The organism is Bradyrhizobium sp. USDA 4541 (assembly GCF_024171085.1).
In the GTDB taxonomy this organism is placed as follows: Bacteria; Pseudomonadota; Alphaproteobacteria; order Rhizobiales; family Xanthobacteraceae; genus Bradyrhizobium; species Bradyrhizobium australafricanum.
Window position 1 is genome coordinate 8,514,417 of sequence record NZ_JALJZF010000001.1, and the last position, 19,743, is coordinate 8,534,159.

Consider the following 19,743-nt stretch of genomic DNA (forward strand, 5'->3'; position numbering starts at 1 on the left):
ACCCACGGAAACCAAATTCAAGGATCGGTGCGCCACTTTCGTAGTCGGGCGGAAGGCCCGCTGGCTTCTCGCACGCTTGCCGGCGTAGCTGTGCTGCCACCGTCTGCGGAGTGAGAAGAGCGTGGACAATCCTTTCTCATCCGATCCGGCAGCTTCGATGCAGGTGCAATGGTTCGGAAGATCGTGAGGCAGACGAGGAGCAGGAGGCCTTCGAGCAGCAGCTGGCAAGCGCCGACGAGCCTCACGAGGAGACCGGCACTGTACGCCGGACCAGTCAATTTCAACCAGCAAAACGGTTCAAGGTGACCGTCCTATGAGTATTTCGTCCAGATGGACTGGTCCGGCCTGAGCAGCAGTCTCGAGTCCGATGCTGCGAATTGGAATGGAAATATTTGAGCAACTGCGCGACAGCGCAGGATCCTCACCGAGTGAACGAAGAGTAGCTTTGCAACCGCTTCATGGCGGATGACCTGACGCTCGTCAGCTTATCGACAGCTGAGCTTCCTACCATCCGAACGTCTCGATTTAGCCGATAGTGCCGCCTAATCGGCTGAGTCCAAGCATGTCATGGAGTTCAATGAATACAGAACGGACCCAGCCTCGCGTTGGCATACCTTCCGAATCCGAAAGCACCGAGCCAACGTCTGGTGCCGCCGGGCAGTCTCCCTCATGCCTGACCCAGTGGGCGTCAGCCCTGACGCGGTGGGTCACGGGAGCGGCCGCCGCCGACCTCGTCTCGTCGCAGGACAACGCCCTGGCGAGCTGGGCAGCAGAAGAGGGGCAGGGCCAAAATGAGAATCGGCAAGAGGGGGTCAACCGGACGAGGGCATGGCGGGACGAGGGTAATGTCAGAGACGAGCTGGATTTGTCGTCGTTGTCCCTGACCAGCTTGCCAGCCTCACTCCCGCCCAGGCTCCGGACCGTCATCGTCATCGGTAACCAGTTGAGCAGCCTGCCGGCCCAGCTTCCGGGCGGACTCCGGGACCTCTACGCCTCTGACAACCGGCTGACTAGCCTGCCCCCCCTTCCGAGCAGGCTGCGGAACCTCCACCTCATGGCCAACGAGCTGACCAGCCTGCCGGCAGAGCTACCATCCAGGCTCCGCAGCTTGATGGTCGATGGCAACCAGCTGACCGATCTGCCCGCCCTTCCCGCCACTATCGAGGAGTTCTCCGCCAGCAATAACCAGCTGACCAGTCTGCCCGACCTTCCAGCCAGGCTCCGCCGCCTGGACGTCAGCGAAAATCAGCTGACGAGCCTGCCCGATCTTCCAGCCAGACTGCGCTACATGGACGCAAGCGACAACCAGCTGACAAGCCTGCCCGAGATTCCGGCTCGAGTTGGATACCTGGACGTCAGCGAAAATCAGCTGACCAATCTGCCCGAGACGCTCCCGATCAGCCTTGAAATGCTCGGCGCCAGCAATAACCGGCTGACCGGCCTGCCCGCGACGTTGCTGACGCAGCTCGGCAGCGCGTCCAGCATCGACCTGCGGTCGAATCCGATACCGGCCCCGGTGCTGGCCGATTTGGCGTCAGCCACGAGTGGTGCGGATTATGCCGGCCCGCGGGTCTTACTGTCGATCCCGCTACAATCGGTGGAACATCAGCCGCCATTACTCCACGAGGTTGTGGCAGATTGGCTCGCGGACGAGCCCGGCGCAGTGGACGCGTGGCATGGCTTCGCCGAAGAGCCGGGTGCGCAGGACTTCGCAATGTTTCTCGAAAGACTCGCGGGCACCGTGAACTATGGTCATCAGGCGTTCCGCGACCAAGTGGCCGAGAACCTGCTACAGGCCGCGATGAGGCCGCAGCTGCGCGAGCAGTTTTTCGGGCTCGCCAATGGAGCGACTGCATCCTGCGAGGACCGCATTACTTTGACCTGGAACAGCATGCAGACCGCACGTCTGAACGCTGATGTTAAGGAAGGGCTCTATGACAATCGGCTCGACCAATTGCTCCAACACGGCCGAGTGATGTTTCGTTTGGAGGCGCTTGACGACATCGCACGCGAGACGGTCAGCTCCCTCCGCCGTGCCGATCCGGAGGCCGATATCGACGAGATCGAGGTCTATCTTGCCTATCAGACCCAGCTACGGGATCGGCTTGAACTGCGCCACATTGCCCCCGATATGCGCTTCTTGAATCTCGCTGAGGTCACGGCGGACGACGTTGCCAGGGCTGAGACGTCGGTGCGGCAACAGGAAGCGACGGGTTTTGCGGATTTTCTCGCAACGCGCTGGGAGCCCTGGGATGCGGCGGTGAGGCGGATCGCCCCCGATGATCATGCCGCGGCGCGGGACCGGATTGCCGATGCGCTCGAAGATGAGTTTCCGGCGCGCTTGAACGAGCGACTCGCGGAGCATGGCCTGACGGATGATGTCGATGCCCAGCGCGTCGTCGGAGCCCAGATCCTCAGCGAAATCGCCCGCGAGATCAAAGGCGAGCTGATGCATAAGGTTCTCCGGGAGCACGGCCTCGAGCCCTGATCGATGCGATAGCCGCCCTGCAGTACTCGTTTGGTCGTTACGGGACGAGCGATTGTTGAGGTTGAATGGATACGCGCAGTTGCCGTCTGCTGACTACATCCGTCCAGTCCGGCGTGTTGTTCGCGCGCCGGCCGTGCCCAGAAACCCGCAATTCTCAACTTGTAAGCGCCGCCAGAAGGTCATTGCTCGCCTGGATTTCGACGAACAGACCATGTCCGACGGGTCCAAATACAAGGCTGTGCCAGGACACGACTGGCATTGCCTGGTCGAACTTGATCACGCGCAGGATACTTCGGCAGCGCGGGCCAATGAATCTCCGTTCCCATCGGCGCAAGGTTTCATAGCTCAACGCCCAGGGCGATCGTCTGGCATCGGCTTCGCGGCACAGAGCGCCTCGCCGTAGGTCTGCGAGCAGGATAGCTAGGGTGCCCGCCCCACAGCTACCGGGCCGGAAGGCAGCCCCTGCTGACCATCCGAGGGCGTCACGCGGCTCACCTTCAGAACGTCGATGATCCAAAGTCACTTCGGCGCGCTCGGCTCGACGTCATGCCGAGGGGAGGCCGATGACGTAAGCGTGACGGAATATATCGGTGCCAATTTCGAGCCGCCCGATCGCGAGCAGCTACGCTGCGGCTTCGTCAGCTTTTCGAAAGCTTGCTCTGGTAGGATGTCTGCTCAGGTGATCTTGGACGTGAGGCTACGTGGACCCGCACAATTGTGACCCATCCAACGTAACAGTTTGGTCGCAGGTGCAGCATGCCACCTCGGAAGAGCAGCAAGAGGTCGGCGAGGCACCAGGCGTTTGAGCCGTCCTTGGCGACGGCGCTCCCAGCCAGCAGCGGTACATGCCATCATCAGTCTGAAGAAGACCGGCGCCGAATTGATGACGCGACGAATAATGCGGCGGCTCGGACTCGTTAAAAGGCGCACATTAAGCCTGCATACTACCGAACTTGGCCGATTGCGGGCATGTTCTCCGCTTTCGACGTCGAGCGTTTGATCTGAGCAATCAGCAATCCTATCGCTCACGTCAACGAATTCTAATAGCCGAAGGATGAAGGCGCCGCTGAGCAATCTTCGCGATTGCTGCGAGCCCGACACTCGCCGTGCGATTCCACCCAGGCCCTCAGAAAACGACGAGAGTTTCATTGAAATGATGACGCGTGCCAATCGGCGCAGCGAGGCCGCCCTTGACCCGTATCGCCCTGCTCTTCGTAGATTCTCCGAGGCGCTTCTTTTAGAGGGCCAGACGATATCTGGACTGGACCATGACGCGCGGGTTAAGTCCGCTCGGAGGCTGTTCCCGCACGACAAGACTCTCATCTCCGCGTTGAATTTGTTTCGTGCTGCGGAGCTCCGCGATAAATTTGGGTCGTGATGCGGAGCCCGCCTCCGGTCCAGGCGCCTCGAGCGGGCAGCTGAGCGTTGCAGCTTGGCGGAGTAGTCCTGCGTAGCAGAATTGGCGCCTGCTATTCACGGACAAGATCTGTCCGGTCCCGTCCTGGTAAATTACCATCGTCGGGGAACATCACTGACATTACCGCTGTATTGTATGGTTTTGTGAACAACGACGACTTTGGCTCTCGAGTTAAGAAATCAAGCGGATCACGGTGGATCATTCAACTGCCGCACGGCCTGTCATCACAATGCCGAGCCGACGATCGGGAAAGTGACGTCGATTTTCCGCTCTCGATCTCATTCAACGTGCATAGCGCAGGGGCCGCGGAGCCTGAAGCAATCCCTATCATTGCGCTTGACATACTGCCCCCCGCTCCTAACGACCTCGTCTTGAGGCCAAGATAGCGGGCATGTCGCCGCAATCTCACTACGCGAACGCCCTCTACGAAGCCGTCGGATTATTTTTCTGCTCGGGCAGCCGTTGGACCAAATGTGCGAGCCAGGCGAGCGTCCGCCATAAACTTTCGTATCGTCAGGTGCTCCCCTTGAGGTGCCCAATCTTTACCAAGGTTCGATTGAGCCGCTGATCACGATCCTCTTAGCTGCATGTGCGGCTGGCCACAACGACAACTCATTCGTCTTCGCCGGCTTCGTCAACTGATAGCTGATCAGGAGGTCGCAAATTCTATTTTTCGTCGGAGTGGCAGCCTTTGCCGAAATGTGGATAGAGATACTGATGGAACCATTCGAGCTTGCGTGGTGCGAGTTCGAATACCGACAGGCTCTCAGATTCCTTGAAAAGATGGAGAACAGGGCGGACGACGTCTAGTCCCAGAGCGCGGAGATTCAGCCGTTCTGATTCGTCATGCGGAAGGGCCTGTGGGCCAAACACTCTATGACAGCGCACGGCCACGCACGCCAGCAATGTCCTTCAGCGCGCCAGCGAACCGGCCACGCACAAACCCGTGCCGCTCGATGAGATGGCGGGCAAAGGTAGTCTGGCCGGACCCAATAAAGCCCTTGAGGCCGATGATGATCATGAAAGGAAGCTCCCGATTGGAACCATACGGTCTCAATCGGCATTGTTTCAACACTTGGGTCCTGCCAAGGCCCTTCCCCATGCGGGTGACGCGCGACCGCCCGATCTGGCTAGATGCAAAATTTCGAAATGCACTTTCTGTTCTCTGAGTGGCTGCGGCGTCAAGGCACCCGGGCGGTCCGCAAAAACATCAGATTGGCGACGCGAACGAACCACCTACGATGGAGAGAAGAGCTTCCCATTCGAAGTTAAGAACCCCTGGTTCAATGGGAAAGCGGATATTGCGTCGTTCAGCCGAGAAGAACTCCTAGCGACGAAACTCCGTGCACTTCTCCAACGCGATAAAGGCCGAGATCTCGTTGATCTTGCGAAGGCCGTTGCGCTGTTTGACGGGCTCGACGCTGCACGTGTCGTCGAGCTGTTTGGCAAACATCTGAGTGCGTCCGGCCAAACCATTTCTCGAGCCGAGGCCGAGGAGCGCATGTGGGCTAAGCTGGAAGATCCCTCATTCTTGGCCGACGTGCGCCCGCTGATGGCTCCCGATGACGCGGAAGAATTTGACTCCGACGCGGAGCGGACCGCGTTCGTGACCGTCTTTACTGAATTCGTAAAGCGTCTACCGAGCCAAGCTTGGTTGGATACGCCTGCCATGGCGAAAAAGAACGAAATGCCTGAATTGGCTAAAGCCTAGCGCCATGACTCGCCCGAACGCTCCGATCCCATTGCGACGCCAACCACCTACGAACTGCATTCGTTGGGTTGGAAGGCATTTCAGCAATTACGCGTGTCTGTAGCCTCAGAGATCTGGGGGCAGACCGTTCAGGGCTTTTTCGACTCGCATGACGGAGGCCGCGACGGCGCGTTCTACGGCACCTGGGCTTCCAACAAGGGGGAGACGTTCACAGGCAACTTCACGGTTCAACGCAAGTTTTCGCAGAAGCCGCACCGGCACCTGAGACTGACTTTCCTGAAGGATGAACTCGCCAAAGCTGCTCGTCTCGGGGGCTTGCGGACAACTACTTTCTCTTTACGAATATGCGACTCACTGCCACGACCGATGAAACCGTTCGTGCCGCTTTGAAGCCATTCCAGGGCTGAACACTGCCGCATCTACGGCGCAGATCAAATTTCCCAATTCATCCAGGAGTCTGCACGCCTCCGGATGCTGATCCCTCATATTTATGGTCTTGGAGATCTCAGTCAACTCCTCGGCCACCGCGCCTATGACCAGGCGCAGGAAATTCTCAGCGCGCTCGGTGATGACGACATGAACAAGTTTGTCATGACCGATGCATTCCGTGCCGCAGCTCGTGCCATTGTAGAACGTAGCTTCGTTCTTTTTCTCGGCGAACCGGCATGTGGAAAATCTGCGATCGCAGCGGCGCTCGCTCTCGGCGCTCTGGACGAATGGAACTGCTTTACAGTGAAGTTACGCGACCCGTCCGAATTTGTGGCTGCGTCGAACCCACATGAAAGGCAGTTTTTCTGGGTGGATGACGCCTTTGGAGCCAGCCAGCTTGATTGGCAAATGACGTCAGAATGGAATGCCAACTTTTCCCCATATTCGGGCAGCAATTCGACGCGGAGCCAACCTTGTCTTCACATCCCGGGATTACATTTACAAACGCCAGAAATTTTCTGAAGGAATCCGCTCTACCGGCAATCCAGGATTCACAGGTCGTCATTCGCGTGGAGCAGCTGTCAAAAGACGAGCGGGAGCAAATCCTCTACAATCATATTCGCCTCGGTGCTCAGTCCATACCTTCAAGCGTCAGCTAAAACCGCATCTCGACACGGTCGCTGTTCACCAGCGTTTCGGCCCGAGATCGCACGGCGTCTTGGAAATCCGCCACCACGAACAGCTTTTGATTTCTTCAAGCGCACTGAATGATTTCGTCGGGCGCCCCGTACAATTGCTGCATTGTCGCCTGTGCGCCGTAGCCACGCGATTTCAAACAACTCTCTGTCGCCGCACGGACCGAGGCGTCGTTGTCGACGACGGAAATCACAGGCGCGGACAAGACGAGCCCTCCTGAAGAGGGAATAGGGGCTGCAAGTATTAGCCGCTTTCGGCGAAAGATGAGCTCGACTGATGAAATTGTAAAATCAGACTCGTGTTTGTTCAGGACGATTGGCGCGAATTCCCAACGTCTCAGTCATTCTGATCAAGTCGGCCAGCGACCGTGCACGCATCTTCTTCATTACGTGTCCCCGGTAGATCTTGACCGTAATCTCGGCGAGCCCAAGCTCGGCGGCTACCTGCTTGTTCATCAGGCCAGCAACGACCAGTTTCATCACCGCCTGCTCGCGCGGGCTTAAGCTCTCAAATCGACACTGTAGGTTCGCGACGATGTGCTGGGCCTCCCGTCTTTTGCGATCGCGTTCGATCGCCGCAACCACGGCATCAAGCAGTTCCTGATCGCGAAACGGTTTGCTGAGAAAATCGACCGCTCCTTCCTTCATGGCCCTGACGGTCATGGGGATGTCGCCATGGCCGGTAATGAAAATGATCGGAATACGTATGTTCAACCTCGCTAGCTCGGTCTGGTAGTCAAGGCCGCTCAAGCCTGGCAGCCGGACATCAAGAACTAGACAGCTAATAACGTCCGGTATTGTGCTCTGCAGCATTTCGTGCGCCGATCCGAATGCGATGACGCCTAACCCTACCGATTGAAAAAGATTCGTAAGCGAGCGACGCATGGAGATGTCATCCTCGACGACGAAGACAACCGCCCTTGTCGAGGACTCGGCGTTGCTGACTTCACTTGGCGAGTCAAATCGTCCTGTCACGAGACGGCCTCCTTATGCAGCGGTAGGGCAACCTGGAACGTCGCGCCCGGTCCACTTTTGTGGACCATTGACAGCCGTCCTCCGTGAGCTTCCACAATCGACCGGCAGATCGAAAGACCCATTCCAAGGCCACTCGACTTGGTGGTGAAGAAAGGATCCAAGACGCGGTCCGCGTCGTTCTCGGCGATGCCGACGCCGCAATCGGTCACGGCAAGTTGGATGTGCCCCACATCGTCCTTTGATGATTGAATCAGCAGTTCGCACGTCCGGTCGGTAACTGCCTCCATGGCTTCGATTCCGTTCATCACCAGATTGATGATCACCTGTTGTAGCTGAATCCGATCGCCAAGGATCGGAGGCAGCCCTGCCGTCAACTCGGTTCGTAACGTCACTCGGTGGCTCACCAGCTCTCGTGTTACCAGCGCAATGACCTCCTTAACGACCCCATTTATGTCGAGCGGCACCATCTCAATGTCGCCTTTCTTCGCGAGCGCGCGAATACGACGGATCACCTCGCTTGCCCGGGTTGTGTCTTCGATGATCCACTCCACCGAAGAGCGCGCAGCGGAAAGATTAGGAGCTTCCCGCCCCATCCAACCGAGGCACGCATCGGCGTTGCTGATAATAGCGGCGAGTGGCTGGTTTATTTCATGGGCGATGGAAGTTGTCAGCTCTCCTAAGGTCGTTACACGCGCCACATGCGCAAGCTCCGCTTGTGCCTTTCGTAGTTCTTGTTCGGCTTGATCGGCGCGAATGGTCGCGGTGATGTCAGTGCTCACGCCACGGTAGCCGAGAAAGTGCCCCTTTCCATCGAAAACGGGCTTGCCACTCGTGCGGACGTAGGTCGGAGAACCTGTCCGATTCACGGTGCGGTAGACGAGATCCCGAAACGGAAGATGGGCCTCCAACGTCGCCCGATGCTGCCGCCACTTCTCCGGCTCCTCCTCGAGGTCGCACGCAATGTCCCAGCGAAGCAGGCCGATCAATCCTGTCGCCAAAATTCCCGCAGCGCTGGTGTGCTCGGATAAGCGAGTGACCTGATGATCCGGCCCAGTCTCCCAGAGCCAGTCGGAAGCTGTTTCGGCGTAGTCGCGAAAGCGCTGTTCGCTTTCGCGCAGCGCGGCAAGTGTGTTTTCCAGGCGCTCCCTAGCTGCGTGCTGCTCGGTGACATCCATATGTGTTCCGATCAGCTCGCTGACGTTACCATCGCTGCCGACCACCACGTGCGCAACGGAGTGCATGCGCCGTATCCCGCCATCTGGTAGAAGGACACGAAAATCATACTCGAACCGCCCCTCTTTGTGTTCAATCGCCTGGCGCTGCACCTCCTCCAGCCGCGGCAAGTCGTCCGGATGGATGCGCGATCGAATCGTCGCGATTGATACCGGCTCTTGTGGGCGGAAGCCGAACAGACGATCGACCTCGGCGGAGCGATACACGAAATCAAGACCGTAGACATCCCAGGACCAGCTGCCCGTGTGACTGAGATGCTGGGCTTCGGCCAGATAGGCCTCGCTGCGGCGCAGCTGTTGTTCTGCTCGCCTGGCCGCCGTAATATCCGTAGCTGCCCCAACAAACTCGATCTCACCAGAAGCCGTTCTCGTCGCTCGTGCCTGCGCATGGATGTGCTTTACCGAGCCGTCCGGTAGCAGAAGCCGGTATTCGTGCTCGAAATCGCTCGGTTCTCGCATCGCGCGCTCGATAATTTCTTGAACCGAAGCCCTATCATCTGGATGAGTGCGCTCAACGACGAGCTGCGGCCCCGGCGTCGTCTGGGGATCTAATTGGAAAATCCGAAATGTCTCCTTTGACCAGAAGGCCTCGCCCGTGGTGGGGTTCCAGCTGAAGCTGCCTGTGTGACTCAACTCCTGCGCCTGGGCCAAATGTGCTTCGCTCCGCTGCAGGGCAAGTTCGGTCCGCCTTCGCTCCGTGATATCTTCGCAGGTGATAAGGACAATGGGCTGCTCGTCCGCCCAGAGCATGGCTTTGGCGCTTTCACGTACCCACAAGACCGAGCCGTCCTTCCTGACCTTCTGGACGTTCCAAGTGCGCGTTTGTCCGACATCTTCCAGGCACGTCCGAACGCATTCCCGAACGAACGCGCGATCCTCCTCGAGAAATACGTCCAGCACGGATTGACCGATCAGTTCAGCACGAGCATAGCCGAGTTGTATCGCGCCGAATGTATTGACGTTGAGAACACTGCCGGCTTCATCGACCATGAAGTACATGGCCGGATTGTGCTCGAAGATGGCGCGCCACTGCTTTTCGCGATCCTGCAAATCGGCCGCACTCCGCTGAAGCTTGGCCGCAATCACACGCGCAGCCTCTCTTTCCTGGCGGAGCTTACCGATCAGGTGCGCTCCCACAATCGAGGCAATAAACAATGCAACAATCACCGGCAGACCTGGGGGGGCATCGATTCGTAGGCTGAATGCTGGCGGCGCAAAGCAGTAAGCGAGAGCAGCGATGGTTACGATGCAAAGCGCCGACGACGCGATTAAGCTGCCCATCAGCGAAAACAGCATGATCACTAACAATTGCGCGAACGCCGTCGTGGCGAAATGCGCATGAAGGTACAAGCAGGCCAGTGTTACCAAGGTCAGCGTTATGCTGCCGAAGGTAAACTGAAGGGCCGAACGTTCTGCTGCTGATTTAGCTGCGCATTCTGATGCCATCCGGCCTGTTCTCCGGCGGAGCCGCTATAACATTTCAGGGCGCGTACTCATAAAGCCACGACAATACCGGGCGTCACGTCAGTCGTCCGCGCAGTTCCGGTTCAAGCGGGTTTGCGGCGCAGCCATCCCTTCATTTTGAGACCGTCCCGCATGTTGAGAGCAAGAAGTGTAATGTTTGTTGCGCCCGCGATGAGCTCGATCGCCTGCACAGCATAGAACGTGGCATCGAATTCTGCCGCCTGAGCCTTGGACGCAAGGAAGAGCGCAGACGGAATAAGAAACAGGATGCCGTTTCCTGCAATGAATGGCATGCGATTGAATTTGGCCCCGATCAGTCCGGCCCGGCGTGCCTTTGCCAAGATGACACCTGTACCACCGGTCGCAGCGAGCGCCGGGATCAGCAAGAAGAAACCCCACGGTATGGTGCTCTTGACCGCTGCAACTGTGGCATGGGACGCGAACAGCTCGCTGAGTACCGTCGATAGCCAAAATGTGCCGATCGTTGCGATAGCCAAGGCGCCAGCGACAGGATGGATCAACTTGATCATGAGTATCTTCCCTTCCTAAAAGCAGCAGGGCTAGGCAACGCAGATGCCGGGCACGGCAACTTTCTGGAACAGATGAGGGGAAGCTATCGCCGAGGCCGGATAGCTTGAGATTTTTGCGAGAAAGTCAGGATGGGTGAAGGCCGCGCGGAAGTGTGCGGTGGATTCCCACACGGCGTAGTTCAGATAGGTCGGGCTATCTCCGAGAGCTCTGTGCAGCTGAGTGGAAATGAAGCCCGGCTGTCGCTTCATGAACGCTGCGTCGTCCTGCCAGGCCTTGAGAAAAGCCGCCTCATCGGCTTTGTCGAGAGTGAATGGGTTCACGAGGACGACAGAATTTGCCTCAATAGCGATCTGGCGATTGATCGGGAAGGACGGGTCAAGTGGGCGTAGCAGCGACATGAGTGCCTCCATCGGTTTTTAATATATGATGACTAATTGGTACTATGGGTACATAGTCGATTGACATCATGATGTCAATATAAAATAATGGTGACAAATGAAAAGAGCCACGCGAACCCCGGAGGGCGACGCCCTGACCGACCTTGTTCTCGATCTATTCAGGCTCGACAGCCTACTTCTGACGGTCGGCGACCGTCTGGTCGCCCCGCTTGGCCTAACAAGCGCACGCTGGCAGGTGCTTGGCGCCATTGTGTCCGCCGAACGTCCCCAACCGGTCGCTTGGCTCGCTCGCGACCTCGGCGGCAATCGTCAAAACGTGCAGCGGATTATCAATGATCTGCACAGGGAGGGCCTCGTATCTTTTGAGGTCAACCCGCATCACCGACGGGCGCAGCTCGTCGTGCTCACTGAGAATGGACACCGCGCCTTCGAAGCCGCAATGGAATTGCAGGCTCCCTGGATCAACGATCTTTCAAAAGGGCTGTCGGTCAAGGATATACGGACTGTCCATCGCGTGATCACGGCCTTGCGAGATAAACTTGAGGGCAGCCGTGAGGACAAGTCGGCCTGACATGCACGAGGACAGCGGCTGCAGTGCAGTCAAGACGTTGAGCCGGAACAATCAGGCGTGCCTCGCCGAACCAGAAAGAACAAAGACAAGTTGCCGCCGGATCGGTCATGCGGGAAGAAAGCGCAATGGTACTGTGGCAAGATACGAAGGCGAAGTTACGCGACTGCTTTGTATGCCGTAGGGCCATCACGCCCTTAGGCTGTCAATGGGTGTGGCCGACGCCGCATGAATGCGCATTCCTTTTGTGGCTTGGCGCTGAGCGCGTCCAGGCGCCAGCGAATTCGCTGCAATGAACTTAAAACCACTCCGGGAACCGGATAATTGAAAGTCGAGCGCGATCGATCATCGCTTGGTCTTGTGATCAAGTGAACAATTGTCCTTCCTGCGCCACGCGCTGCCCGAGATGGCCAGATACAGCGGCGTTGAGACCCCTGCAAAGGTGGCATCACCACGGACGAGATCAAACGTCGATCGGTGATGCGATCATCGCTGCGCGCTTAGGGAGGCGGCATGAGCCGACCGCTGCCCTCTGCGAAATCAGCTGCCGCCCTGGCATGCAGCCTCGCCGAATCGAATACCGGCAATTGTGTATGTTCGGGACCGATGAGAAGACCAATCTCCGTGCAGCCAAGGATGAGCGCGTCGGCGCCCCGTGCGCGACCTCGCGCAATGATGTCGATAACTTCTTGGCGCGAGTGCTCGGAAACCGTGCCGCAGCACAGCTCATCGAAAATGACTTCGTGGATCCGGTTCCGCTCGTCCTCCGCCGGTAAGACCGGCGAAAGGCCGAACCGCTGCCGCAGGCGATCACAATAGAACGGCTGCGCCATCGTATAGCGCGTCCCAAGCAAGAGTGGTCGCTTGACGAAAGCGGCGAGCAGAGCCGCAGCGGTCACATCGACGATGTGGATGAGGGGCACACTGAGCTCGGCAGCAACAATGTCGGCAATCACATGCATCGTATTGGTGCAGATCAGGATGCAGCTGGCGCCTGCATCGACCAACTGCCGGGCGATCCTCGCCAGATAAGCAGCGGCTTGCCTCCATTCTTCCGCCTCCTGAAGGGCGACGATATCGGCGAAGTCAACAGAGCGAAGCAAGATGTCTGCCGAGGCGAGGCCGCCGCGGCGCTGACGGACGATTTCATTGATTTCCTTGTAGTAGATGGCCGTGCTTTCCCAGCTCATCCCTCCGATCAGCCCAATGGTTCGCTGCACTTTACGATCTCCACTTGATGCGAAGGCGACACTGGCGTACCGGGCCTTCGGCGACAATTCTCGGCGTTGTTTGGCGCAATCTCTCTGGAAAGTGCAAATCAAAGGCCTTATCTCTGTGATGGCAAACTCTTCTTACCCGAGCTACGAAGCCGGCTGGAAACGATTCTCCGTGACGGCGCTTGCCGGATCGATCGATCTTTCGGTGTCCGGGGCGGCGCATCAAGCACAGTGGAGGACAGCGCTCTGATCGGCGCGTCGCCCTGGTTGACCGACGCAAAACCAACGTACCGATGACTGTGTTCATGGGCGCGCCATCGCGTCACTCGATGGCTGGCTTGAGGATTTTCGTCGTGCCATGCAGATACTCCGGAAATTCTCGAAGCCTCTCGCTTAACCGGCGAAACCGATTGTCTGCTTACGCCTCATGGTGCCGGTCTATGATGCAGTTTACAAGAAGCCGATCGCCGGTCTCGACCTTGCTGACCTCAGCTCGTTCATCAGCATGGAGGAGCTGAGGTTCACGACCACAGTGCCGTCGACCCAAGCTTAGGGTGCGGCTCCTGGTGGCTCGGGGGAAAGCCGCCTGGATGCGTATGTATATTCCAGAGCCAGCCGGCGCGCATGTTCGATGAGATTGGCCGCGGCGCTGTGGCCCCCATCGAAGTTCTCAAAGTAAAAGTAAGGTTGGCCAAGCGCAGCAAGCTTTGCGGCGGCCTTGCGACCGTGCGCAGGATGCACGCGATCGTCCTTGGTGGAGGTGAAAATGAAAGGCTCCGGGTAGCTCTTGCCCGGTACCAGCTTTTGATAGGGCGAGTAGCCTTCGATCCACTCTCGTTGTTCGGGAATGGCCGGATCGCCATACTCGGCCGTCCAGGACGCGCCGGCGCCCAAGTGGGTGAATCGGAGCATGTCGAACAACGGCACCCGTATGATCGCCGCGTTGAAAAGGTCGGGGCGCTGGGTCATTGCGGCGCCGACCAGCAGGCCCCCTTGACTGCTGCCGATCACGCCGAGCCGGCGCGGACTTGTGACTTTCCGGCGGATCAGATCGTCGGCGACCGCGATGAAATCATCCCATGTCTTTTGCTTCGTTGCCCCCTGGCCAGCCTCGTGCCATGGTGGACCGAACTCGCCGCCTCCGCGCAGGTTGGCAACAACATACGCATTCCCCTGCTCGAGCCATAGCCGACCTACAGTTCCTGCGTAGGAAGGGAGAAGCGGAACCTGAAACCCGCCATAACCATAGAGCAACGTCGGGATTGACCCGTCGAATCTTGCGCTCCTTGGTCGCACCAGGAAGTACGGAATCCGCGTACCATCGCGCGAAGTTGCCTTGAACTGCTCGACGACATGCTTCGATGCGTCGAACGCCGCAGGTGCTGTCTTCAAGAGCTCGAGCCGTTTGCTTTCGGCATCAAAGTACCAAAGCGACGTTGGCGCGAGATAGTCAGAGACGCTAAACATCATCTCGTCCGCTTGCTGGGAAACGGCTGCTAGGCTGACGCTCGCATTCTCCGGCAGCGGGATCGGCTTGGCATGCCATCTGCCCTGATCGTACCTGTATAGGAATGCCTTGCTTTGAACATTGTCCAAAATCGTCAGCACCAGGAAATTCCTGCTGCTGCCAAATCCGCGGAGTGCCTGGCGGCAATTGGGCTGGAAAACGACAGATGGTTTGGCCCGCAGCGGATCCTGCTTCCATTCGGCCAAGTCATACGAGATCATTGAGCCGGCCTTGAAGCTGGTCTCGCCGCGGCGCATCCAGTCTTCGTCCAGTTTCACAAGCAGGCGGCCACTCGCGATGCCGACGATCGCCGACTTCTTCGGCAGATCGAGCTCGATCGGCCCCGCGGGCCCGAACAGCACATACTGGCGCTCGAATCCGTTGATCCGACGGGCGACGCCGGTCACATGGATCCGCCCTTCACCAAGCACCAATGGCACGATTTCGAAGTCGGTGCGCTGGCCACGAAAGACTTCGCGCGCCTGATCGAGCGGCTGAGCGCGCTTGAGTTCCTTCAATACGAAAGCGTAGCCAGCCTCGGTCGTGGTCCCCTCGCCCCAATCACGTGCAACAAGGACACTGTCACGATCGAGCCAGCTGACGCTCTGCTTGCCCTCTGGCAGCTCGAATCCACCTGTAACAAAGCTTTTGGCGTCACGATCGAACTCGCGTATGGACACGGCGTCCTTGCCACCATCGGAAAGTTTGACGAGGCAGCGGCTCCCAAAGCAGCTGCGTCCCTTGTAGACCCAGTTCTTGTTCTCGGCGGCAGCGAGCGCATCGATGTCCAGGATGGTCTCCCATCGGGGATCCTCCCTGCGATAGCTCTCAAGGGTGGTGCGCCGCCAGATGCCGCGCACATGGCTCTCGTCCCGCCAGAAATTTTCTAGACCTTGTCTTCCCAGCGAAACGTACGGAATCCGGTGTTTTTCCTGGAGGATGGTTAGGGCGTCCCGATAAAAGCGATCATAGCGAGGATCCGACTGCAGCGAGCCGATCGTCTTTTCGTTCTCGGCCTGCGCCCAGGCCAATGCGCGCGGTCCCTCGGCCTCTTCGAGCCAGAGGAACGGATCGTCCGTCGGCGTCGCACCGGACTGCCCGTGGAGCAGCGCGACTGTCAGACATATGATCGAGAACAACCCGGCGTGCAGAACGGACTTTTTCATTGTCTTATCCTCGGACGGGCACGCACAAGGCGAGCCCGCAGGTTCTTGCGACTGGGTGACAGTCGCGAAATTCGTGTTGCGAGCGTGCACGCACTATGTCGCGCCGCCGGACCTCGACTGTGCAAGCAGCATGCCGTCTGGAAAACAGCGGTTTCTGACGCGTCGTACCGCATCGCCAGGTCAGCTTCCCGACATTGGGTCTGGAGCTGACAATCAGGTGTCCGCCGGGCAACGATTCGGAATCAGAAAGCCTTTCCTGCCCTTTGTGGCCGCTGGTTCGACCACGGAAACCACATCGGAAGTGCGATATCGCGGCGGGCCGCTTCTCGCTTGCGTTCGGATAGACGAGGCAAGCTGTTAGCCGCCGGAGTGTTGGCGCGTTCGGGACCCCGCCTTTGCTGAGTTGAACGCGCCATAGTTCGGCCTACCGCGAAGCGATGCGCTGGCGCCAGTAAGAGGATCTCCTGGAAAATGGAAGCGAGCCCGCCTTTTCGCTCGTCTTATTGATCCAGACGCAATTCGTTCTTGAACTGCCATCCCTACGTTCAGCGATCGCCACGTATGCGCAAGGCCGGTGTCCGATATCGCAAAGCGCATTCTGACTTTGGCCACATCAGCCAGACGCTCGCCTGCCTGTCGACACAACGCTAGCCATTGGCGGTCATCGCATCGATATAGGGTTGCATCGGTTTCCACACCCCGGCCTTCCGCGCGAACGCCGCGATCTCGGCAGGCTTGGCCTTGCGGGTACGCAGCACTTCGCGCAGGCCGTCGAGCGCGAGATTGAGCCCGGTGCTGTGACGATAGCGTGTCCCGGCGCTCCGCCGATAGCGGAAAAGATCGACGACGGTCTTGACCGGGCTGAAGATCTTCACCGGGCCCCCTCGATGATATGTGTCTCGACACGTTCCTGAAGCCGCTCCGGACTGAAGCGAACGAACTGCATGGGTGGATGGGTCAGACGCGGTTGCCGATCCTTGGGGCCGATGGCGAGCCAGACCATAGAGGGGATGGTATCGGTCAGATCGTGAAAAGCGAGCGCGGAAATCAGGGCGACGACCCCTTTAGGTACGCGCTTGGCCGCCTCGGCGAGCGAGTGATACGTATCTGTGGAAGCGTCCGGCAGTTGGTAGAGCCCACGTCCAAGTTGAACGACAAGGTCCTTTTGCTTCATGCGGGCAATTGTCGCCGCCGTGAAGCCTGCCGTGGCAAGCTCGGAAGGGCGCCCAATACCGCATCGTTCAACTGCTGTATGTGCTTGGTTCAAAGTCCGGCCAAAAGAACCAGACGTTTATTACAACACACTCTCCCGTTGTCGTTCGCGAGCTATCAGCAGAGCAGATTGTCGTTATTCGACGTCCTGATGGTTCCTATACTCGTTGATGAATACCAAGACTGCGACCTCCTCCAGCACCAGCTTGTCACGGCGATCGACCTGCGGCTGCCCGTTCGGGTTTATGGCGATCATCTGCAGGCCATCTTTGAGTTTGGGGAGGAGCTGGTCGACTGGTCTCTTGTCGAAAAGGCATTTTCACCCTTAGACCGGCTAACCAAACCGGAGAGGTGGGAGAGAGCTGGCTGCCGGAAACTCGGAGAATGGCTGCATGATCAGGCAAGCCATCGAAAATGCTCAGTCGGTCAATTTTGATGGATGCCCAAGAGCGCATGTTACGCTGAAAACGCACACAGACGATCAAATCGAGGGGGAACAAGACGCTTTGTCCCACATGAGATTAGCAAGAGGCGAAAAGTTATTCATCATTGAGAATTCGCCTGCGATGGCCGTGCGACGCGATTTCGCTCGACGGCATCCGGGAGTCACGATGGTGGAAAGATCTGATCTGCCGGACCTTCAACAGTTCTGCAACGAGGTGGTGGACGCGTCCGATGATCCCAAGAAGATCGTGAATTTAGCCATCCGGCATGCGGAAGCGGTCATAACGTCGGTTCGTGGGACCGTTCTGTCACAACGAGTGGAAAGCCTGCTGAGTGGCCGTGCTAGGAACGATCCTGAGAGCAAGCTGCCCTTTCTTTCTTATCAGACCCCTCGCCGAATGGCCTAATACAAGTCCTAATGTCGCTCCGAGCAAGAAGAGCTACACGGCTGTTTCGGCCGGAGCCTTTCGAGGCTACCACTCAAACGCTGTCTCGCTGTCAAGCATTCAGCGAAATTCAAGCTAGCGCCGATATCATCAGAAACAGACGTCGCTTTGTGCCCCGGGCTCTTTTTCAAAAATCTATCGGAAGCACCTTGCTGCTAAAGGGCTTGCAGTCACACTCAGCGATCGTACTCGATCACGGAGCCTTGCCTACACGCCATCTCTATGTTGCCCTGACAAGGGCTTCCAACAAACTCCTTGTATTATCCTCGCGCTAGAGAAGGGGCGTTGGACGAGATAAAATCGTACGCGCCGAACCGTGAGGTCTGCGTCAGATGGCGCGCCTCACTCGGCGGCTTCAGCGGCCTGGTTTTTAAGCTCCGCGAACTTCGCGGCCATCGTCGGGTTAGACCGGGTCAGCTTCTTAATCGTCACGTCTTGCGCCTTGTCGTTCGCAAGGCGCAAGTTGCGGTCCGCGCCGATCAGCGCATCCTTTGTTTTCTGGAGATGATCAATGGACTTATCGATCTCAGTGATCGCCGTCTGGAAGTGCCTGGAGGCAAGATCGTAGTTCTTGGCGAACCCGTTCTTGAACGTCTCAAGCTGGTTTTCAAACTGTGTGATGTCGATGTTCTGCGCCTTAACGAGCGCCAGCTCCGTCCTGTACTTCAGTGAGTTGAGAGAAGCGTTCCGCAGAAGCGTGATCATGGGTAGAAAGAACTGCGGCCGGATGACATACATCTTCGGATAGCGATGGAAGACGTCGACGATGCCCGCGTTGTAGAGTTCGCTGTCAGGTTCGAGCAGTGAGACCAGGATAGCATATTCGCAGCCCTTCTCATTGCGATCCCGGTCGAGCTCCTTCAGAAAATCTTCATTCTTGCTCTTCGTCGCGGTTTTATCGCTCTCGTTCTTCATCTCGAACATGATCGAGATGATTTCGCTGCCGGCCTCGTCCGAGTCCCGAAAGATGTAATCACCCTTGCTGCCGGTCCGCGCGTCGTTGTCTTTCTCGAAATACGCTCGTGGAAAGGCCATCGATCGCACCCGGTTGAACTCGGTCTCGCAGTGCTGTTCGAGGGCCTCGCCAACCATCTTGGTCGACAGGCGGGCCTTCATATCCTTTAGCCGTTCGATCGCGTCATCGCGATCCTTGAGCTGCGTTTCGTACTTGTCCTTGAGCGACTGTTCAGAGAGCTGCTTTTCAAGCTGTACCTGCTTGATGCCGTTTTTCAGCTCATCGCGCTCCTTTTCGATCGTGCCGACGGCCTCGGTCACGGCGAGCTTTTTCTCAAGCTCGACGCCTTGGAGCTTGGCCTTCAGCTCTCGGATTTCCTCTTCCTTGGCGGCGGAGACTTTGTGCAGCTCGCTGGCCAAAAGGGCCTCAGCAAGCTCTGAGGAAGCTTTCTTCTCGCATTCAGCTTGCGCGAGCGCGTTCGCTAGCGTGTCACGCTCTTTTTCCACTGCACTAAGGGCTTCGGTGACGGCGAGCTTCTGAGTAACCTCACTCGCCTCAAGCTTGGACTTCAGCTCCTGGATTTCGGCATCCTTGGCGGCCGCGGTCTTCTGCAAATCGCTGCTGACCTTGGCCTTGGCCAATTCCACAGCGTTCTGCTTTTCCCGCTCGGCCAACTCCAGCCGTTCGTGCAGTTGTTTCTCAAAATCGCCGTCACGGACCTGCTTCAGAATCTCGGCATAGCCGGATTCGTCGACTTTGAAGGCCTTTTCACAGTGGGGACAGATGATCTCGTGCATTTTCCTGTCCGAAGGGTTGGGGCGGCTGCTGTTGTCTAGAAAGCTTGGGGGAAGCCGGCCCAACCTGGCTGATCGGCTTTCTGATAGGCTC

General features: G+C 58.0%; 16 protein-coding genes. 6 read left to right on the forward strand and 10 right to left on the reverse strand.

What is annotated here, in order from left to right:
* Positions 1 to 1,054 precede the first annotated feature (1,054 nt).
* Positions 1,055 to 2,488: an NEL-type E3 ubiquitin ligase domain-containing protein gene (locus J2R80_RS40530; protein ID WP_253640646.1), complete on the forward strand. Its 1,434-nt coding sequence runs from the start codon at positions 1,055 to 1,057 to the stop codon at positions 2,486 to 2,488.
* Between the two features lie 2,291 nt (positions 2,489 to 4,779).
* Here J2R80_RS40530 and J2R80_RS40535 read toward each other — a convergent pair.
* Positions 4,780 to 4,926: a hypothetical protein gene (locus J2R80_RS40535; protein WP_253640647.1), complete on the reverse strand. Its 147-nt coding sequence runs from the start codon at positions 4,924 to 4,926 to the stop codon at positions 4,780 to 4,782.
* 54 nt (positions 4,927 to 4,980) lie between these two features.
* Here J2R80_RS40535 and J2R80_RS40540 point away from each other — a divergent pair, with 54 nt between their 5' ends.
* Together J2R80_RS40540 and J2R80_RS40545 are read left to right on the forward strand one after the other, a co-directional pair.
* Positions 4,981 to 5,616, forward strand: coding sequence for a nucleotidyl transferase AbiEii/AbiGii toxin family protein (locus J2R80_RS40540; protein WP_253640648.1), 636 nt, complete (start codon positions 4,981 to 4,983; stop codon positions 5,614 to 5,616).
* A gap of 471 nt (positions 5,617 to 6,087) precedes the next feature.
* Positions 6,088 to 6,567, forward strand: a complete 480-nt coding sequence (locus J2R80_RS40545; RefSeq protein WP_253640649.1) for a hypothetical protein — start codon at positions 6,088 to 6,090, stop codon at positions 6,565 to 6,567.
* A gap of 464 nt (positions 6,568 to 7,031) precedes the next feature.
* On the opposite strand, the gene J2R80_RS40550 is transcribed toward J2R80_RS40545, so the two are convergent.
* From J2R80_RS40550 to J2R80_RS40565, 4 genes are all read right to left on the reverse strand, one after another.
* A complete protein-coding gene (locus J2R80_RS40550) occupies positions 7,032 to 7,715 on the reverse strand; it encodes a response regulator transcription factor (protein ID WP_253640650.1) in 684 nt (227 codons plus the stop codon).
* On the reverse strand, positions 7,712 to 10,393 hold the full coding sequence (locus J2R80_RS40555) for a PAS domain S-box protein (RefSeq protein ID WP_253640651.1): 2,682 nt from the start codon (positions 10,391 to 10,393) through the stop codon (positions 7,712 to 7,714). Before J2R80_RS40555 ends, J2R80_RS40550 begins: the two co-directional genes overlap by 4 nt.
* Positions 10,394 to 10,494: 101 nt before the next feature.
* Positions 10,495 to 10,941, reverse strand: coding sequence for a hypothetical protein (locus J2R80_RS40560; RefSeq protein WP_253640652.1), 447 nt, complete (start codon positions 10,939 to 10,941; stop codon positions 10,495 to 10,497).
* A gap of 30 nt (positions 10,942 to 10,971) precedes the next feature.
* Positions 10,972 to 11,340 carry an antibiotic biosynthesis monooxygenase gene (locus J2R80_RS40565; RefSeq protein WP_253640653.1) on the reverse strand — a complete coding sequence of 123 codons (369 nt, stop codon included), beginning with the start codon at positions 11,338 to 11,340 and terminating at the stop codon, positions 10,972 to 10,974.
* A gap of 97 nt (positions 11,341 to 11,437) precedes the next feature.
* Here J2R80_RS40565 and J2R80_RS40570 point away from each other — a divergent pair, with 97 nt between their 5' ends.
* Positions 11,438 to 11,911 (forward strand): MarR family winged helix-turn-helix transcriptional regulator, encoded by a 474-nt coding sequence (locus J2R80_RS40570; RefSeq protein WP_253640654.1) that lies wholly within the window; start codon positions 11,438 to 11,440, stop codon positions 11,909 to 11,911.
* Positions 11,912 to 12,408: 497 nt separating this feature from the next.
* Here J2R80_RS40570 and J2R80_RS40575 read toward each other — a convergent pair whose 3' ends face one another.
* The 4 genes from J2R80_RS40575 to J2R80_RS43580 all read right to left on the reverse strand — a co-directional run bounded on the left by J2R80_RS40575 (position 12,409) and on the right by J2R80_RS43580 (position 17,065).
* Positions 12,409 to 13,128 (reverse strand): aspartate/glutamate racemase family protein, encoded by a 720-nt coding sequence (locus tag J2R80_RS40575; RefSeq protein ID WP_253640655.1) that lies wholly within the window; start codon positions 13,126 to 13,128, stop codon positions 12,409 to 12,411.
* Positions 13,129 to 13,674: 546 nt separating this feature from the next.
* Positions 13,675 to 15,798: a prolyl oligopeptidase family protein gene (locus tag J2R80_RS40580; protein ID WP_253640656.1), complete on the reverse strand. Its 2,124-nt coding sequence runs from the start codon at positions 15,796 to 15,798 to the stop codon at positions 13,675 to 13,677.
* Between the two features lie 647 nt (positions 15,799 to 16,445).
* A complete protein-coding gene (locus J2R80_RS43575) occupies positions 16,446 to 16,673 on the reverse strand; it encodes a hypothetical protein (protein ID WP_309143790.1) in 228 nt (75 codons plus the stop codon).
* Complete coding sequence (locus tag J2R80_RS43580; protein ID WP_375162635.1) at positions 16,670 to 17,065, reverse strand: type IV toxin-antitoxin system AbiEi family antitoxin domain-containing protein; 396 nt, start codon at positions 17,063 to 17,065, stop codon at positions 16,670 to 16,672. Before J2R80_RS43580 ends, J2R80_RS43575 begins: the two co-directional genes overlap by 4 nt.
* Positions 17,066 to 17,140: 75 nt before the next feature.
* On the opposite strand from J2R80_RS43580, the gene J2R80_RS40590 reads away from it, so the two are divergent.
* Both J2R80_RS40590 and J2R80_RS40595 read left to right on the forward strand, forming a co-directional pair.
* The gene (locus tag J2R80_RS40590) at positions 17,141 to 17,446 is read left to right on the forward strand and encodes a UvrD-helicase domain-containing protein (protein WP_253640657.1); all 306 of its coding nucleotides are present in this window, start codon (positions 17,141 to 17,143) and stop codon (positions 17,444 to 17,446) included.
* Positions 17,403 to 17,861, forward strand: coding sequence for a hypothetical protein (locus tag J2R80_RS40595; protein ID WP_253640658.1), 459 nt, complete (start codon positions 17,403 to 17,405; stop codon positions 17,859 to 17,861). The genes J2R80_RS40590 and J2R80_RS40595 overlap by 44 nt, the downstream gene beginning before the upstream one ends.
* A gap of 381 nt (positions 17,862 to 18,242) precedes the next feature.
* Here the strand turns inward: J2R80_RS40595 and J2R80_RS40600 are convergent, their stop codons facing one another.
* Complete coding sequence (locus tag J2R80_RS40600; RefSeq protein ID WP_253640659.1) at positions 18,243 to 19,652, reverse strand: DUF2130 domain-containing protein; 1,410 nt, start codon at positions 19,650 to 19,652, stop codon at positions 18,243 to 18,245.
* Positions 19,653 to 19,743 lie beyond the last annotated feature (91 nt).